This is a genomic window from Paenibacillus sp. FSL H8-0079, assembly GCF_037991315.1.
Classification (GTDB): domain Bacteria; phylum Bacillota; class Bacilli; order Paenibacillales; family Paenibacillaceae; genus Paenibacillus.
The window spans coordinates 5,063,065-5,079,020 of record NZ_CP150300.1 but is presented as its reverse complement, the minus strand read 5'-3'; the positions used below and the strand labels follow the sequence as shown (position 1 = coordinate 5,079,020).

Sequence of the window (15,956 nt, the reverse complement as noted above, 5' to 3'; positions counted from 1 at the left end):
AAGTGAGATGATTGTAATGCAACAAACATTCAGAATTACAGACGAAGATGGTATCCACGCACGTCCGGCGACAGCCCTGGTTAATACAGCTAACAAATTCAAAGGTGCAGAATCCTTTGCAGAAGCTAACGGTAAAAAAGTAACGTTGAAATCCATCTTGGGTGTTCTTTCCCTCGGATTGGAACAAGGCGACACTATCAGCATCATCGTTGATGGCGAAGGCGAAGCTGAAGCTCTTCAAGCTTTGACTGACGTTATGGTTAACGAAGGGTTGGGCGAAATTAATGCTTAATGTCTCCGGGATCGCGGCTTCGGCGGGTATTGCTATCGCCAAGGCGTTTATCTTGGAGCATCCTGATTACTCTGTAGAAAAACGCCAAATCAACGACGTTGACGCAGAGATCGCGAAACTCGACTCAGCTCTGGGTAAATCCCAGGCTGAGCTTGAGGCGATCAAAGAGCGTACTTTACAAGAGCTTGGCGAGAAAAAAGCTGAGATTTTTGCTTCGCATTTGCTCATTCTGAATGACCCGGAACTGATTGATCCGGTTAAAGCTAGAATTGCAGATGACATGATCAATGCAGAATTTGCTTTGAACGAAACGGCATCGCAATTTATCTCCATGTTCGAGAACATGAAGAGTGAATACCTGCAGGAACGTGCAGCAGATATGCGTGACGTTACCAAACGTGTGCTAAATCACTTGCTTGGTATCGACTTCATGAGTCCGGCTGAGATCAATGAAGAAGTAATCGTGCTTGCGGAGGATCTGACGCCTTCCGACACGGCTCAACTGAACCGCCAATTTGTTAAAGGTTTTGCAACCAACATTGGTGGACGTACTTCTCACTCGGCAATCATGGCTCGCTCTCTTGAAATTCCGGCTGTTGTTGGAACCAAGGACATCTTGGCTCAAGCGAAACAAGGCGATATGATCATTGTTGACGGTCTGGATGGTCACGTACTGGTTAATCCTACGGATGAAGTTATTGCTGAATACCGTGCCAAACAGGAACAGTATGATGCACAACGTGCAGAGTGGAGAAAACTACGTGATGAGCCAACGGTAACCGTGGACAACGTTCATGTTGAACTTGCAGCCAACATCGGTACACCGAATGATGTAACGGGTGTTCTGGAGAACGGTGGCGAGGCTGTAGGCCTGTACCGTACGGAGTTCTTGTACATGGGCAGAGACAAACTTCCTTCCGAAGACATTCAGTATAATGCTTACAAAGCGGTACTGGAAAAAATGGAAGGTAAACCTGTCGTTGTTCGTACACTCGACATCGGTGGAGACAAAGAGCTTCCATACCTGGATCTGCCAAAAGAAATGAATCCATTCCTCGGCTTCCGCGCAGTTCGTCTGTGTCTGGACCGTCTGGATATCTTCCGTACACAATTGCGTGCATTGCTGCGTGCAAGCGTACATGGAAACCTGCGTGTCATGTTCCCAATGATCGCAACACTCGGAGAATTCCGTGAAGCAAAAGCTGTCTTGCTCGAAGAGAAAGAGAAGCTGGTTGCTGAAGGTATTGCTGTTTCTGACAGCATTCAACTCGGAATCATGGTCGAAATTCCTTCGACTGCAGTTCTGGCGGATCAGTTTGCCAAAGAAGTGGATTTCTTCAGTATCGGAACGAACGATCTGATTCAATACACAATGGCTGCTGACCGTATGAACGAACGAGTGGCTTATCTGTACCAACCTTACAACCCGGCCATTTTGCGTTTGGTTAAAATGGTTATCGATGCAGCGCATCGTGAAGGCAAATGGGTTGGCATGTGTGGTGAGATGGCAGGAGACGAAACAGCAATTCCATTGCTGCTCGGTCTTGGATTGGATGAGTTCAGCATGAGCGCAACATCCATTCTGCCAGCTCGTAGTCAGATCACCAAGCTGTCCCGTGCGGATATGCAGGAACTGGCTGCTAAAGCTCTGGATATGCAAACGGCTGAACAAGTCGTTGAATTGGTTCAAAGCATTCAAGCGTAATTTTGCCGGGGTTTCCTCCGGATTTGAGGTTTTTCTTTTTCCGATAATGAGCTGCATTGATGCAGCGATTTTGCCGGTATTCGCTGTTACAGCGGGTACTGGCTTTTTTTGTTGCTCGAACGTATAGGAATTAGAAGGGGAGTTCAAGGAGGAAGGTTCTGTAATGTCTAGCCAAAAAATGCTCTTACTGGTGTAGTAACATCAGCAAGAGCATAGATTAGTAATTCACTTAGTGCTTAGCTACACGCGCAGTTCAGTACAGGTTTGCGGGCCGCTGTAGTCTCATCAAGACGAGTAACCGGTGTACCGTAAGGTGCGTTCAGGACCAATTCAGGTGTCTCTTCCGCTTCTTTGGCAATCCGTATCATCGTATCAATGAACCCATCCAGCGTTTCTTTGCTTTCGGTTTCTGTCGGCTCGATCATGATGCATTCCTCCACATTGAGCGGGAAGTACACTGTAGGCGGGTGATATCCAAAATCAAGCAATCGCTTGGCGACATCAAGTGTACGCACACCATATTGCTTCAAATCCCGACCAGACATGACAAATTCATGTTTGCATACACCTGGATATGGAATCTCGTAGTAAGGGGCGAGACGGGCCATCATATAGTTGGCATTCAGTACCGCACATTCAGAGACACGGCGCAAACCTTCCGGTCCATAGGTGCGAATGTAGGCATAGGCACGTACCAAAATACCGAAGTTACCATAGTAGGCTTTCACCCGGCCAATGGATTGATCTCCTTCACGATCGAATGCATACATACCGTCATCATTTTTGATTACCATTGGCTTAGGCAGGAACGGAACTAAACGACTCTTCACGCCGACTGGTCCGGCACCAGGTCCACCACCGCCATGAGGCGTGCTCATCGTTTTGTGCAAGTTCAGATGCACCACGTCAAAGCCCATATCACCCGGACGGGTAATGCCCATAATGGCATTGGAGTTGGCTCCATCGTAATACAACAAGCCACCAGCCTGATGCACGATGGATGCAATCTCCTGAATGTCTTTCTCGAACAAACCAAGTGTATTCGGGTTCGTCAGCATCAATGCTGCTGTATCCGAACCGACGGCTGCACGGAGTGCGTCCAGATCGACCAGTCCGTCTGCACGGGACGGAATTGTCACAGTCTCAAATCCTGCAACGGTTGCACTTGCCGGGTTGGTACCATGAGAAGAATCGGGCACGATGACTTTGGTACGTTGTTCACCACGACCTTCGTGGTAGGCACGAATCATCATAAGTCCAGTCCATTCTCCATGGGCACCAGCGGCCGGTTGCAGGGTCACAGCATCCATACCTGTCAGACCTGCAAGGTCGGTTTGCAATGTATATAACAGTTCAAGAGCACCTTGAATGCTGGATTCATGCTGGTACGGATGGATTTTGGCGAATCCATTATAACGGGCAACATCCTCATTAATCTTCGGATTGTATTTCATCGTACAAGAGCCCAGTGGATAAAATCCGTTATCTACCCCGAAGTTACGACGGGACAGGGCTGTATAATGTCGAATAACATCTACCTCGAATACTTCCGGCAGTGCCGCTGCTTCCGAACGGAGCATTTCCCGGGGAATCATCGTATCGGCAGACTGGCGAGGAACGTCACATTCTGGCAAGGAATAAGCGACACGTCCAGGGCTGCTGAGTTCAAAAATCAATGATTGTTCTGGAGCAGGAGACAGGGTCTGTGCACTGAATGTTGTATTCGTCTCAGGTTGAGCCGAAGTGGAGAAAGAGCTACCTGTTTCAGGTTGTCCTTGTACCGATGTTGTCGTTGTCGTCGTCGTTTCCTGAGTCACAGCGATCCCTCCAATGCTCGTGCGAATTCGTCAATCTCTTCCTTACTGCGTCTTTCGGTAACAGCAATCAGCATATGTCCAGTAAGCTCAGGATAATCACGTCCAAGTTCATAGCCACCAATGAAGCCCGCATCCAGCAATTTCAACTGAAGTGCATCCACGTCGGTTCCTTCAGGAAGTTTAATAACAAACTCATTAAATGTTGGTGCGTTAAAAGTAAGGCTAACTCCAGGAATCGCAGTTAATGTATTCAGGGTATAATGACTCTTTTGCAAATTCAGATCCGCAACATCGATCATGCCCTGTTTACCCATGATGGACATATATACAGATGCGCTGAGTGCAAGCAAAGCCTGATTGGAACAGATATTGGATGTCGCCTTTTCGCGGCGGATATGTTGTTCACGTGCTTGCAGTGTGAGTACAAAACCGCGTTTGCCGTTGCGATCCGTGGTCTGTCCTACAATTCGGCCAGGAATTCGGCGCATATGAGGCTGGGATACGGCGAAATATCCGCATGTGGGGCCGCCGAGTGAAGCGGCGATGCCGAGGGGCTGTGCATCGCCAACAACGATGTCAGCACCCAGCTTGCCTGGGGCTTCCAGCAGACCCAGCGATAGCGGGTTAGCACTTACGACGAGCAGACCCTTGTGCGCATGCACGAGGTCAGCGGCTTGCTTTACATTTTCCACGGCACCGAAGAAGTTCGGGCTCTGGATCATGACTGCTGCGGTATCGTCCGAGATGGCGGCTTGCAGGGCATCCCAGTCAGTGACGCCATCCTTATAGCCAATCTCGACAATCTCCAGACGGAGTCCGTGCGCATACGCCTGCAATACCTGACGGGCTTCCGGGTGAACCGTACGGGATACGATGAGCTGTTTGCGACGCGTTGCCGCTGCGGCTAAGTTTCCTGCTTCCGCAAAGGCAGTTGCGCCGTCATACATGCTGGCATTGGCTACAGCCATACCGGTTAATTCACAGATATAGGATTGAAATTCGAAAATGGCCTGTAGTTCACCTTGACTGATCTCAGGCTGATAAGGTGTGTAGGCAGTGTAGAACTCGGAACGGGAAATGACATGATTGATGACGGAAGGAACATGATGATCGTATATACCTGCGCCGAGGAAGCTGGCGTGTGTTTCGAAATTGGCGTTGGCGCCAGCTTGTTTGGACATGTGACGTGTCAGCGCATATTCATCAAGTTTGGAGGATACGGGCAGCTCGCCCTGATAACGAATTTCTTTTGGAATGTCCTGGAACAGATCCTCCAGCGTATCCACACCGATGGTTGCGAGCATGGCGCTCTGATCTTGCTCAGTCATGGGAATGTAACGGTGCTTGCTCATGCTTGATCAGCTCCTTGAGTAGGTGTCTTTGACGTACGTGTCCGTTTATGAAAAGGGGTCTTCACGACCTCGGCTTTCAATTTCTTGCCGCGGATCTCAATCTCAAGCGGGGTTCCCAGCGCAGCGTATTTGCTGTCGATGAGGGCAAGCCCCAGATTACGCTTCAATGTAGGTGATTGTGTGCCTGTAGTAACTTCACCAATCTGTGCGCCTTCGGCGTAAATCGGATAGTGGGGGCGGGGAATGCCGCGCTCCAGCACTTCGATGCCGACCAGTTTGCGGGCGGGACCGTCATTTTTTTGCTGTACCAAGGCTTCGTGTCCGATAAAAGGTCCGGCAGTCAGTTTCACAAACATGCCTACGCCAGCTTCGAGCGGAGAGATGGTTGCCGACAATTCCTGTCCATACAGGGGGAGCTTCGCTTCAAAGCGCAGCGTATCCCGGGCACCGAGTCCGGTTGGCACCAGTCCGTGACTTTCTCCGGCTTGCATTAATCCATTCCAGACCACAGCGGCCTGGTCCGCAGGTACATATAGCTCAAAGCCATCTTCACCGGTATAACCGGTACGGGACAACAGTAATTTAACGCCACATACCTCTGCATACTGTACAAAACGGAAAGGCTCAATCGAGGATACATCTGTATCCGTAACTTTCCCGATAATATCTACAGCCAGTGGACCTTGCAGGGCGAGCAGCGCCGTCTGCTCCGAATCATTGGTCATGCTTACGCCAGGGATCAGGTGCTCTTGCAGCCACGCCCAATCCTTGTCGATGTTGGAGGCGTTAACGACGAGCATATAATGCTGATCTTCCAGCTTATACACGAGCAGATCATCCACCACACCGCCATCTGGGTAACACATCAGGGTGTACTGGGCTTGACCGGGTATCAGCGTGGTAACATCATTGGTCATCATTTGTTGCAAAAACGCTTCAGCCTGCTCACCCTGTACTGTGAATTCGCCCATATGGGATACATCGAACAGTCCAGCACGCTCACGCACCGCTTCATGTTCTTTCTGGATTCCGCTGAATTGCACCGGAAGCTCCCAGCCTCCAAAATCAATGCACCGTACGCCTTCATATTGCTGATATAGTGGGAAGAGTGGTGTTCTAAGCAAATCGGACATCAAATCACCTCGTCATGGACCGTTAACCGGCCGAATATACAATCGTGGATCAATGAACCAGGGTATTTTTAAATTTTCATCTAGAGATTTTTCGTAAGGTAAGTATGGTAAGGCAGCTATGACAGCGCCGATTTGAATCCTGTTTTTCGTTTTTTTGGGAAAAAGGAAAAGGACAGGCCAAAGAACCGGCATGCCATGTAGCACGCTGTATTCTAAGGCTCTGTCCCTTGTACCTGAGAGTTACCCCGCCGCCTTGTGCAGCAGGTTTCCCCTTGGGTGATCATAACGCCCGCACAGGGCGAATAGATGCTCTCCAGAGTTGCGTCCCGTAAAAGTCCTTTTGCCTGAGAGATTCACCCCCGCTTATCGGTGGTTTACTCCTTCGGCGTTACCTCATGAACATCCCGAATCGGGTGTCACGGGTAATCTCTCCCTTTACATTCATCCGCGGGTATAACATAGTCCAACAAACACATTTACTCCTCTCATTAAAACGTGAATCCACTGCTGATGTCAAGAACGATATCATAGAAAAGGATTTAAAACCGAATATTTAATATACTTTTAATATTATTGTTCGTGTATTTATAAAGACTGCGCTTACTATTCTAATATTCACCAGTATATGTAGAAAGAGTGTATTCAGGCTACGGTTTGAGGAGGCAATTATTAAATAAATTGTGAGGTATCTTGACATTTGATTCGGAAATATCATACGCTATGTTCTGGGAAAAAGGTTAAGGTCAAAGAACGCATGCACTCATTAATGAAAAGCGAGGCGGATATCGATGAGCGAATTGAAAAGTGATTTCCTGTACAGTGAAGAGCACGAATGGGTGCAAACCTTAGGGGAGGATACTGTACGTATTGGCATTACCGAGTTCGCGCAGCATCAGCTGGGTGACATTGTGTTTGTGGAATTGCCTGACCTTGAATCCAGTGTAAAAGCAGAAGACAGCATTGGAACGATCGAATCGGTCAAAACGGTTTCGGACTTGTTTTCTCCTGTCACTGGTTCAATCATTGCAGTGAATGATTCGTTACAGGACTCACCTGAGCTTGTGAACAGCTCTCCTTACGAGGAAGGCTGGATGATTGAGATCCGCGTTGAGGGAGATCTGACAGCAGCTTTGTCTACATTGATGAATGCAGACGCGTATCGTAAACATACGGAAGAATAGTATCAACGAACTTGTACTCATTAACATATATTTTATAACAAAATGAGATGTGCTTCATCTTGTTTCAACCTGTGTGAGCCTGAGGGCTTGCACAGGTTTTTTTGTGCTTTCCGAGGATGGTTTTGAATGCAGATTGAAGCAGATTATGGATGTGAATCGCCTGATTGGATCAAGCTATAGGAGCGAAATTGATTTTGGAAATGATAAAAGTCATAGGCGATAAAAGCCTTGTGTACCAATGGGTTCAGCTAATATGCATAGATTAAAACGATTACATAACCTAATGTTGTCATCATTGTTCATGACGAAAGTACGCTTTCATTTGATTGAACAGGAAAGCATTCTCGCTTAGGATTACAGCAGGGGAGAACTGATACCGTTCTCATAATCATAATGACTCGATCCAAGGAGGATAATACAATGAGTAATTTGGACCAATCGTCCAATTCCAAAGGTGGACTACGGGTAGGTGTGCAGCGTTTTGGCCGATTCCTGAGTGGTATGGTCATGCCGAATATGGGTGCATTCATCGCCTGGGGATTAATTACGGCTCTGTTCATTCCAACAGGCTGGTTCCCTAACGAGACGCTTGCACAGCTAGTCGATCCGATGATCAAATATTTGCTACCACTGTTAATCGGTTACACCGGAGGTACGATGGTGCATGGCCAGCGTGGTGGTGTTGTGGGTGCCATTATGACCATTGGGGTCATCGTGGGTAGTGATATTCCGATGTTCCTCGGGGCCATGATCGCCGGACCACTGGCAGCATGGATCATCAAAAAATTCGATAAATCGATCGAAGGTAAAATTAGAGCCGGATTTGAAATGCTGGTTAACAACTTCTCAGCCGGTATTATTGGCGGAATCTTGGGGATTTTTGCGCTACTGGGCATCGGGCCTGCTGTAGAAGCGATTAGCAAAGTATTGTCTGCTGGGGTACAAGGCTTAATGAATTTGGGCTTGTTACCGCTGGTCAACCTGATTATTGAACCGGGTAAAGTATTGTTCCTGAACAATGCGATCAACCACGGGATCCTCACACCGATTGCAACAGATCAAGCGAGAGAATTAGGGCAATCCGTATTATACATGCTTGAATCGAACCCAGGTCCGGGACTTGGTATCTTGCTTGCTTATTGCTTCTTCGGACGCGGAATGGCCAAATCATCTGCACCAGGAGCCGTTATCATTCATTTCTTCGGGGGAATTCATGAGATCTACTTCCCTTACATTCTGATGAGACCGATTCTGATTCTTGCCGCAATTGCGGGTGGCGTCGCAGGTACATTAACATTCATGCTTACCGGAGCAGGACTTGTTTCAGCACCATCGCCGGGTAGTATTATCGCGTATTCCCTCTTAACACCAAAAGGTGGATACCTGCCGATGCTCGCAGGAGTGCTTGTGGCAGCAGTCGTTTCCTTCCTGGTGGCAGCAGTGTTGCTGAAAACAGGTAAACAAAAAGACGAAGATCTGGAGTCTGCATCCAGTCGGATGAAAGACATGAAGAGCCAAGGAAACGTGCCAAACGCTGGCATTACGGCTAACCAACGTGAAGCAGACAGAGCCGCGGATATGGCTTCTTCTACAGTGAAAACAGACGTGAAGAAAATTGTCTTCTCCTGTGATGCAGGTATGGGATCGAGTGCCATGGGCGCTTCCATTCTACGCAAGAAGATGAAGGCAGAGGGGATTGATGTTACGGTGACCAACACGGCCATCAGTGATATCCCGCCGGATGCAGACGTGGTGATCACACAACAAGTATTAACCGATCGTGCCCGCTCTGTTGCACCGAATGCAGAACATATATCCATCGACAACTTCCTAAAAAGCCCGGAATACGATGCGCTCGTTGAACGTCTGAAGTAATTGCACGCATTCGTTTTCCCTGAGCCGGAGGCTGAGATATGAGTATTACCAAAAGACAACGTGAAATCGTGGAGTTTCTGCTAGAGCATCCACATGAAGTAACAGCCGGCGAAATCGCCGTTGAAGTAAAGGTCAGTACCCGAACGGTTCACCGGGAGCTTCAAATGATTGAACAATGGCTTGAACCGTTGGGCATGAGGCTGGAAAAAAAATCAGGAACCGGTATCCGAATTGATGCCGGTTCCGATGATCTGGCTGTATTGCGCCAGCAACTAGAGGGTAAAGAATATGTAGAGTTTACGCCAGAAGAGCGTAAGCTCTTCATGCTTTGCATCCTGTTGGATGAACCGGAGCCTGTAAAGTTACTCGCCTTGGCTTCGGATCTGAAAGTGACCGTATCCACCGTAACCACTGATCTGGACGACCTGGAGTCACGAATTCGTCAGGCGGGACTGAAGCTGGTTCGCAGACGTGGATATGGCGTCAAGATTAACGGAAGTGAGACGATTCATCGCACAGCCATAGCTGCACTTGCTCTTGAATTTTTGGATGAGTCGGACCTATTCGGAAGACAGCCAGAACAGGGAGGCTCCATCGTAAACCAAAAACTGTTGGATATGATTGGACACGGTGATGTGCTTACGGTTGAAAATGCATTATGGCAACCAGATATCGAATGGCTGGAGAACATTCCGGAACGCCAATACATGAAGTTGCTGATTCAATTATCCGTAGCGGCTGTACGTATTCGTAAAGGCTTTGGCATTGGGCGTATTTCTCCAGGAGAGAAAATGGGAGATGACGTTGCAGAGCTGGATGAGATAAAGGTTCCACTTTATATGGCTTCCCGCTTGTGTGGTGTGTTATCCACCCAGCTGGGGCTGACATTCTCCCAAGATGAGCAAGCTTATTTTCACAGACTATTAATTGAGACAGAGCAACGAATTCACTCTTCGCGGCTGTTGCCAATAGACGACTTGATTTTACTGGACAGGGTACATTCTCTCATTGATCAGATGCAGGCCAGAACGCATTATGCCTTTCATGAGGATCGTTTGCTTCGTGAAGGTCTACTTGGTCATATGCAACCTGTAATGGAGCGAATTGAAGGACAACAGATGATTCGTAATCCGCTACTGCAGCAGATTCGCAAGGATTATGATTCACTCTTCGAAGATGTCAAAAAATCTGTGGAGCAAGCTTGGCCAGGCACAGACGTTCCGGATGAGGAAATTGGTTTTTTGGTCATGCATTTTGGAGCTTCCATTGAGAGGTTACGTGCATTGAAACGGGAGATCAGGGCCATCATCGTGTGTACAAGCGGAATTGGCTCATCACGTATGCTCTCCAGCCGATTGTCCAAGGAGATTCCCGAGATTCGGATCATGGATAGCGTGTCCTGGTATGAAGCTGCCCGGATACCTACCGATCAATATGATCTGGTGTTATCCACTGTCGATCTGCCGATGGATGAGCATCAGTATTACAAAGTGAGTCCACTGCTTACGGCGGAAGAGAGCGAGCGCCTGCGTCATTTTATTAAAACCACAACGCTACAACAGCAACATCACAAGCCCCGTGAAACAGAGGTTCAGACGACAAGTCGTTACTCGGACCCTGACGGAATGGAAGCTATTCTAGTTGAAATTGTCCGAATTATTGGCAAGTTTCAGGTGTACCCGCTGGATAATCAGGATATCGGATTCTATAAGACCGTATATGCGATGTGCAACGTACTCCATGGATCAGGTGTGCTGAAGGAACCGGGGGAGATCGCAAAACGGTTGGAAGCACGTGAAGCAGTGGGCAGTCAGAAGATTCCCGGCACAAGACTTGCATTGTTTCATACACGCAGTGAGGGGATCTACAGGCCGTCTATCAGTCTATTTCAGCTCACCGAGCCACTCCTTCGTACGCCGGATGATTCGGCAGGAGTTACCCATATTCTTTTGATGCTCGGTCCCCGAGAATTATCCAAGGAAAGTCTGGAGGTTCTCAGTGAGATCAGCGCCCTGTTATTGCAGGAAGAGATGATTACATTGCTGGAAAAGGGAATCAGGGATGAACTCATTCATTACCTGTCCCAGGAACTTGTTGGATTTTATCGCAGTAAAACCGAAATTGGAGGTCAACCATTATGAGTATGTTAACAACAGATAAAGTCATCATGAATGCGACGGCTCAGGACAAATACGAAGCGATTCGTATGGCAGGACAGATTCTGAAAGATGCGGGACATATTACCGCTGACTACATTGAGAAGATGATTGAACGTGAAGAGATTGTCTCGACTTATGTAGGGAACGGACTTGCGATCCCGCACGGTACGAAGGAATCCAAAGCTTTCATTTTATCCACAGGTATCTCTGTTATTCAGTATCCACAGGGTGTTGATTTTGGCGAAGAAAAAGCCTATATGGTGATTGGTATCGCGGCTCAAGGCGGGGAACATATGGAGATCCTGACGAGCATCGCGGTGATCTGTGCTGAAGATGAGAATATGGAGGCCCTGCGTCTGGCTAAAACTGCTGAAGAAGTTATTGCTATTCTGGAAAGTGAAATGGAGCTATGAAGGCCCTACACTTTGGCGCAGGTAACATTGGACGCGGGTTTATCGGGTTGATTCTCTCCCGTGCAGGGTATGAGGTGATTTTCTCCGACGTGAATCAGACCTTGGTAACAGCTCTCCAGCAACGGGGGCAGTATACGGTGGAACTGGCCAACGAGAGCAAGGATCAGGAGACCGTCACAGGTGTAAATGCAATCGATGGAACCCAGCTGGAGACGGTTGCCCAAACCGTGGTGGAAGCTGATCTGATTACAACCGCAGTGGGCGTGGGCGTACTGAAGCATATTGCACCAGGCATTGCGAAGGGACTTGAGAAAAGGCTAAATTCCGGTCCTGCTCAAAACCCTCTTCACATTATCGCTTGCGAGAACGCAATTGGAGCCAGTACGCAATTGAAAGAGCATATATATGCTCTGCTCGATGAAAAGGTACGTCCCCTTGCAGATCAGTACATTTATTTTCCCGACTCGGCCGTAGACCGGATTGTGCCTATTCAGCATCATGAAGATCCGTTGCATGTACAGGTTGAGCCTTTTTACGAGTGGGTCGTGGATCGTTCCCAGATGGCTCCTGCATTCAAACCGGTTGAGGGCATCGTATATGTCGATGATCTGGAGCCGTATATCGAACGTAAACTGTTCACGGTTAATACAGGACACTGCGTTGCTGCGTACATCGGTAATGTGCATGGGTATGACACGATTCAGAAGGCTATTGCCGATGAAAAGGTGAAATCCATTGTATATGGTACCTTGCAGGAAACCGGAGAAGTTCTGGTGAAGCGGTTTGGATTCAACCCAGAAGAGCATGAGCAGTATATTGTCAAAATATTGGGACGGTTCGTCAACCCGTATCTCACCGATGAGGTTACTCGTGTTGGTCGTTCCCCGCTGCGCAAGCTGTCTCCGAATGATCGTCTGGTTCGCCCGGCCCTTCAGGCCTATGCGGATGGAACCGAAACGACTTATCTGGCTATGGGTATGGCAGCAGCCTGCAAGTTCGATGTCTCCGATGATCCGGAAGCAGTCGAACTGCAGGACATGATCCGCCAGAAGGGGATTACAGCTGCACTGCATCATTATACGTCCATGGCTGAGCATCATCCGGTGCTTGAACAGGCTGTCGCCCAATATAACCAAATGTAAGAGCAGTGTAGCCAGCTAACAGTATAGATAATGCATAGAAGAAGAGCCATACAGTCGTTAACTGTGTGGCTCTTCTTTTGGTTGGCTTTTATCGGCATAGTCGTCCAAACAGCGTTGACATATGCACGATTTTCGGCGCTGCTCTGCCGGAATACGGTCAAATACACCTTCGGGGAAAGTAGCCCGGTTACACCAGCATTCCGAATGAGGATGTCCTGCGGCATAGGAACAGCGATTAGCTTCCCCGCATAACGGGCAGACAAGAACATCGATATGGATGTGCTCTTGATCGTCTTGTTCTGCAGACATTCAGTTCTTCCCTCCCTGTGGAATAGCTACGAGCTGAAGTTAAACATACTGGTCCCAGTATAACAGAAATGTGGTGGTGGTTATGGAATTCACTGTGTATATATGAGTTTCATTCCACTACATCTGTTTCGCCCATCGGCTATTCTTCAGGCGGTAATTCGATCTGTAGGCCTTCCACGTGTTTGTGTCCCATCAACTTACGTTTCTTTCGATTTTCCTTTGTTTCTAGCACAATGTCCAAGTCATAATCGTCACCCGGATAAAGCTCATTGGCAGAGATATGCAGGGTCAGGCGTTTCTTATGGATTTTGACTTTGCGTCCTCGCAGCATGACCCCGATATTTCCACGGCTATCCTGGACATCACAAACGATGCCCGACTGATTGAGATAGGCCGCATACACGCGATCTCCTTTACGAAAATTTTTGGGAGGAGCAGGGGAAGCTGACTTTCTGGGTGTTGTCTTTTTGTGGAGACCGATTGAATCTTTTGGTTGCTTCCACTTCTCCCACTTGGACAACTCTGCTGGGCGGTCTGATTCTGCAACGGAACGATCAGGCGCCAGGACCGGAGTTTCCAAAGGAGGTGACGTGAACCCTAAAGTACGATCTCTCGAAATACTTTGATCGGACAGGGACTTGGAGCGCGCGATAATTCGCTGTGGCATGCCCAGCTTTAATGCGATGGAATAGGCGTAACTTTCGCCGGCTTCTCCGATACGCAATCGATACAGCGGCTGGAGAGAAACGGTGTCAAATTCCATACGGGCATTTTCGAATCCTGGCGTGGCAGCTGCAAAATGTTTGATTTCACCAAAATGCGTTGTTGCCACAACAGTTGCTCCTCGGCTATGAAGTTCCTCCAGCATGGCGATGGACAGTCCGACACCTTCACCGGGATCTGTGCCGGAAGCCATCTCATCAATGAGCACCAGCGTCGATGGATTGGCCTGTTCCAGTATGCCGATCATATTGCGAATGTGTGCGGAGAATGTACTGAGCGCTTGTTCCATACTCTGTCCGTCACCAATATCAACCGCTACCTCGTTATAAACAGCCATCTCGCCACCTTCCTCCACCGGAATAAGCAGTCCGGATTGCATCATCAGGGTTAGCAAACCTAGCGTTTTGAGTGCGACCGTTTTACCACCGGTATTCGGGCCAGTAATAATGAGCGACGAATAGGTTCTGCCGATTGCAAAATCAAGGGGAACCATGGAAGAACCCATGAATGGATGACGTGCACGTTGAAGGCTGATGTGGCCCTGTGTATTGACTCGAACATTACGTCCGTCCATGGTGGCCGCATATTTGGCTTTGGCAAACAGGAAGTCCAGCACACCTACCGTTTCGGTATTCAGGGCGATTTCACGGCTATACGATTCGGTCAGGGAGGTTAAATCACCGAGAATTCTCATCTCCTCTCGGGACTCCTCGGCTTGTAGAGCAGCCAATTCCATCTGCAGACTTACTAATTCAACGGGTTCAATATATACGGTTTGCCCGCTTCCCGATTCATCCAGCACACTGCCTTTCACCTGTTTACGGAACTCTTTCTTAATGGGCAGAACCGTTCTTCCTCCGCGTTGACTGATGACATGTTCCTGCATAATGGAGCGATGTTTGCTCACCAGAGAATCAAGCTTTCGTTTCATACGCTCCTCATTCACGGTCATTTTTTTACGAATTCGAATCAGTTCCTTGCTGGCCTGATCCTGAATGCGTCCACTATGGATGCAGCGCTCAATTTCACTCAGCAAAGGTTCGATCAGAATCATGGATGCTGCATAGCGACTGACGGTGGGAGCGGCCCCGGATTTGCCCTCCATGTAATTCATGAGTTGTGCGCAGCTCCGCAGGAATTGAGCGAGATGACTGAAGTCGCGTTCACTGAATAGATAACCGGTGCCGAGCAGATCCATAATGGTCTCCATTCCATCCAGTGAAGGGAGGGGGATGCTGGCGCCAAAACGAATCAACGCAGCGGCTTCCGCTGTTTCTTCCAGGCGAATCTGGATCAGGTGAGCATCTACCATCGGTTTTAGTTCTCTGGCATAACGTTTGCCCAGATATGACAGGGCGCAGTCTGCAACGTTTTTTTGAATTTGTGGATAGCCCAAACTGTTTAAAGTGTTTTCATTCATGCGTAATCTCTCCTTGGATTCGAATTGGCATTTCAGTTGATGTGCTAAAACATATTCCTGGAAAACGCAAAAAGGGCGGAGAATGAACAAACGTCATTCTCCGCCCTAAACGTATGGGAAAGCAGAGTCCACTACAGGTCTATATTAAAAAATCCGCGCTGAACTCAGCGCGGAAATAGACCCGGACAATGACAATCCCGGAGGCGATTTATGATATCCGCTGTTCTTAACTAAGTACAGGGATCTGGCGCATCATGAAATACACGTATGCCATAAGGGCACAAGCGCAATGAAAGGCCAAACTCCTGAATATGAAACTTGGTTAGTTAAGAACATTCACCGACATTAAAAATCTCTCCTTTGATTGAGGAATATGCAACCAATATAAACTGGAAATTGGTTTGAAGTCAACCTTTAGAATAAATAAGTGGACTT

The 15,956-nt window shown here is 48.2% G+C and carries 12 protein-coding genes and 1 riboswitch; of the genes, 7 read left to right on the top strand and 5 right to left on the bottom strand.

Features of this window, described 5'->3' with window-relative positions; genetic code table 11:
- Positions 1-16: 16 nt before the first annotated feature.
- Together MHI06_RS22720 and ptsP are read left to right on the top strand one after the other, a co-directional pair.
- Positions 17-292: an HPr family phosphocarrier protein gene (locus MHI06_RS22720; protein WP_017686848.1), complete on the top strand. Its 276-nt coding sequence runs from the start codon at positions 17-19 to the stop codon at positions 290-292.
- Positions 285-1,997 carry a phosphoenolpyruvate--protein phosphotransferase gene (gene ptsP, locus MHI06_RS22715; protein ID WP_169481859.1) on the top strand — a complete coding sequence of 571 codons (1,713 nt, stop codon included), beginning with the start codon at positions 285-287 and terminating at the stop codon, positions 1,995-1,997. Before MHI06_RS22720 ends, ptsP begins: the two co-directional genes overlap by 8 nt.
- 236 nt (positions 1,998-2,233) lie before the next feature.
- Here the strand turns inward: ptsP and gcvPB are convergent, their stop codons facing one another.
- From gcvPB to gcvT, 3 genes are all read right to left on the bottom strand, one after another.
- Positions 2,234-3,697, bottom strand: a complete 1,464-nt coding sequence (gene gcvPB, locus MHI06_RS22710; protein ID WP_340402172.1) for an aminomethyl-transferring glycine dehydrogenase subunit GcvPB — start codon at positions 3,695-3,697, stop codon at positions 2,234-2,236.
- A 113-nt stretch (positions 3,698-3,810) separates the two neighbouring features.
- Positions 3,811-5,166: an aminomethyl-transferring glycine dehydrogenase subunit GcvPA gene (gene gcvPA, locus MHI06_RS22705; protein ID WP_340399196.1), complete on the bottom strand. Its 1,356-nt coding sequence runs from the start codon at positions 5,164-5,166 to the stop codon at positions 3,811-3,813.
- A complete protein-coding gene (gene gcvT, locus MHI06_RS22700; RefSeq protein ID WP_340399195.1) occupies positions 5,163-6,299 on the bottom strand; it encodes a glycine cleavage system aminomethyltransferase GcvT in 1,137 nt (378 codons plus the stop codon). Before gcvT ends, gcvPA begins: the two co-directional genes overlap by 4 nt.
- 322 nt (positions 6,300-6,621) lie before the next feature.
- A riboswitch (glycine riboswitch) is annotated at positions 6,622-6,744 on the bottom strand.
- A gap of 343 nt (positions 6,745-7,087) precedes the next feature.
- Between gcvT and gcvH the strand changes: the two genes are divergently transcribed.
- From gcvH to MHI06_RS22675, 5 genes are all read left to right on the top strand, one after another.
- Positions 7,088-7,480, top strand: coding sequence for a glycine cleavage system protein GcvH (gene gcvH / locus MHI06_RS22695; protein ID WP_169481862.1), 393 nt, complete (start codon positions 7,088-7,090; stop codon positions 7,478-7,480).
- 420 nt (positions 7,481-7,900) lie between these two features.
- A complete protein-coding gene (locus MHI06_RS22690) occupies positions 7,901-9,355 on the top strand; it encodes a PTS mannitol transporter subunit IICB (RefSeq protein ID WP_340399194.1) in 1,455 nt (484 codons plus the stop codon).
- Between the two features lie 38 nt (positions 9,356-9,393).
- A complete protein-coding gene (locus MHI06_RS22685) occupies positions 9,394-11,496 on the top strand; it encodes a BglG family transcription antiterminator (protein WP_340399193.1) in 2,103 nt (700 codons plus the stop codon).
- A complete protein-coding gene (locus MHI06_RS22680) occupies positions 11,493-11,927 on the top strand; it encodes a PTS sugar transporter subunit IIA (RefSeq protein WP_017686856.1) in 435 nt (144 codons plus the stop codon). The genes MHI06_RS22685 and MHI06_RS22680 overlap by 4 nt, the downstream gene beginning before the upstream one ends.
- Positions 11,924-13,069 (top strand): mannitol-1-phosphate 5-dehydrogenase, encoded by a 1,146-nt coding sequence (locus MHI06_RS22675; protein ID WP_340399192.1) that lies wholly within the window; start codon positions 11,924-11,926, stop codon positions 13,067-13,069. The genes MHI06_RS22680 and MHI06_RS22675 overlap by 4 nt, the downstream gene beginning before the upstream one ends.
- 57 nt (positions 13,070-13,126) lie before the next feature.
- Here the strand turns inward: MHI06_RS22675 and MHI06_RS22670 are convergent, their stop codons facing one another.
- Both MHI06_RS22670 and MHI06_RS22665 read right to left on the bottom strand, forming a co-directional pair.
- Positions 13,127-13,378, bottom strand: coding sequence for a cysteine-rich CWC family protein (locus MHI06_RS22670; protein ID WP_169481867.1), 252 nt, complete (start codon positions 13,376-13,378; stop codon positions 13,127-13,129).
- A 139-nt stretch (positions 13,379-13,517) separates the two neighbouring features.
- Positions 13,518-15,521: a DNA mismatch repair protein MutS gene (locus MHI06_RS22665; protein WP_340399191.1), complete on the bottom strand. Its 2,004-nt coding sequence runs from the start codon at positions 15,519-15,521 to the stop codon at positions 13,518-13,520.
- Between the last annotated feature and the right edge of the window lie 435 nt (positions 15,522-15,956).

What these genes read in the sequence shown, in the direction of transcription:
- MHI06_RS22720 (WP_017686848.1), top strand. Translation starts at nt 17, where the DNA reads ATGCAACAAACATTCAGAATTACAGACGAAGATGGTATCCACGCACGT.
- ptsP (WP_169481859.1), top strand. Translation starts at nt 285, where the DNA reads ATGCTTAATGTCTCCGGGATCGCGGCTTCGGCGGGTATTGCTATCGCC.
- gcvPA (WP_340399196.1), bottom strand. Translation starts at nt 5,166, where the DNA reads ATGAGCAAGCACCGTTACATTCCCATGACTGAGCAAGATCAGAGCGCC.
- gcvT (WP_340399195.1), bottom strand. Translation starts at nt 6,299, where the DNA reads ATGTCCGATTTGCTTAGAACACCACTCTTCCCACTATATCAGCAATAT.
- gcvH (WP_169481862.1), top strand. Translation starts at nt 7,088, where the DNA reads ATGAGCGAATTGAAAAGTGATTTCCTGTACAGTGAAGAGCACGAATGG.
- MHI06_RS22690 (WP_340399194.1), top strand. Translation starts at nt 7,901, where the DNA reads ATGAGTAATTTGGACCAATCGTCCAATTCCAAAGGTGGACTACGGGTA.
- MHI06_RS22685 (WP_340399193.1), top strand. Translation starts at nt 9,394, where the DNA reads ATGAGTATTACCAAAAGACAACGTGAAATCGTGGAGTTTCTGCTAGAG.
- MHI06_RS22680 (WP_017686856.1), top strand. Translation starts at nt 11,493, where the DNA reads ATGAGTATGTTAACAACAGATAAAGTCATCATGAATGCGACGGCTCAG.
- MHI06_RS22675 (WP_340399192.1), top strand. Translation starts at nt 11,924, where the DNA reads ATGAAGGCCCTACACTTTGGCGCAGGTAACATTGGACGCGGGTTTATC.
- MHI06_RS22670 (WP_169481867.1), bottom strand. Translation starts at nt 13,378, where the DNA reads ATGTCTGCAGAACAAGACGATCAAGAGCACATCCATATCGATGTTCTT.
- MHI06_RS22665 (WP_340399191.1), bottom strand. Translation starts at nt 15,521, where the DNA reads ATGAATGAAAACACTTTAAACAGTTTGGGCTATCCACAAATTCAAAAA.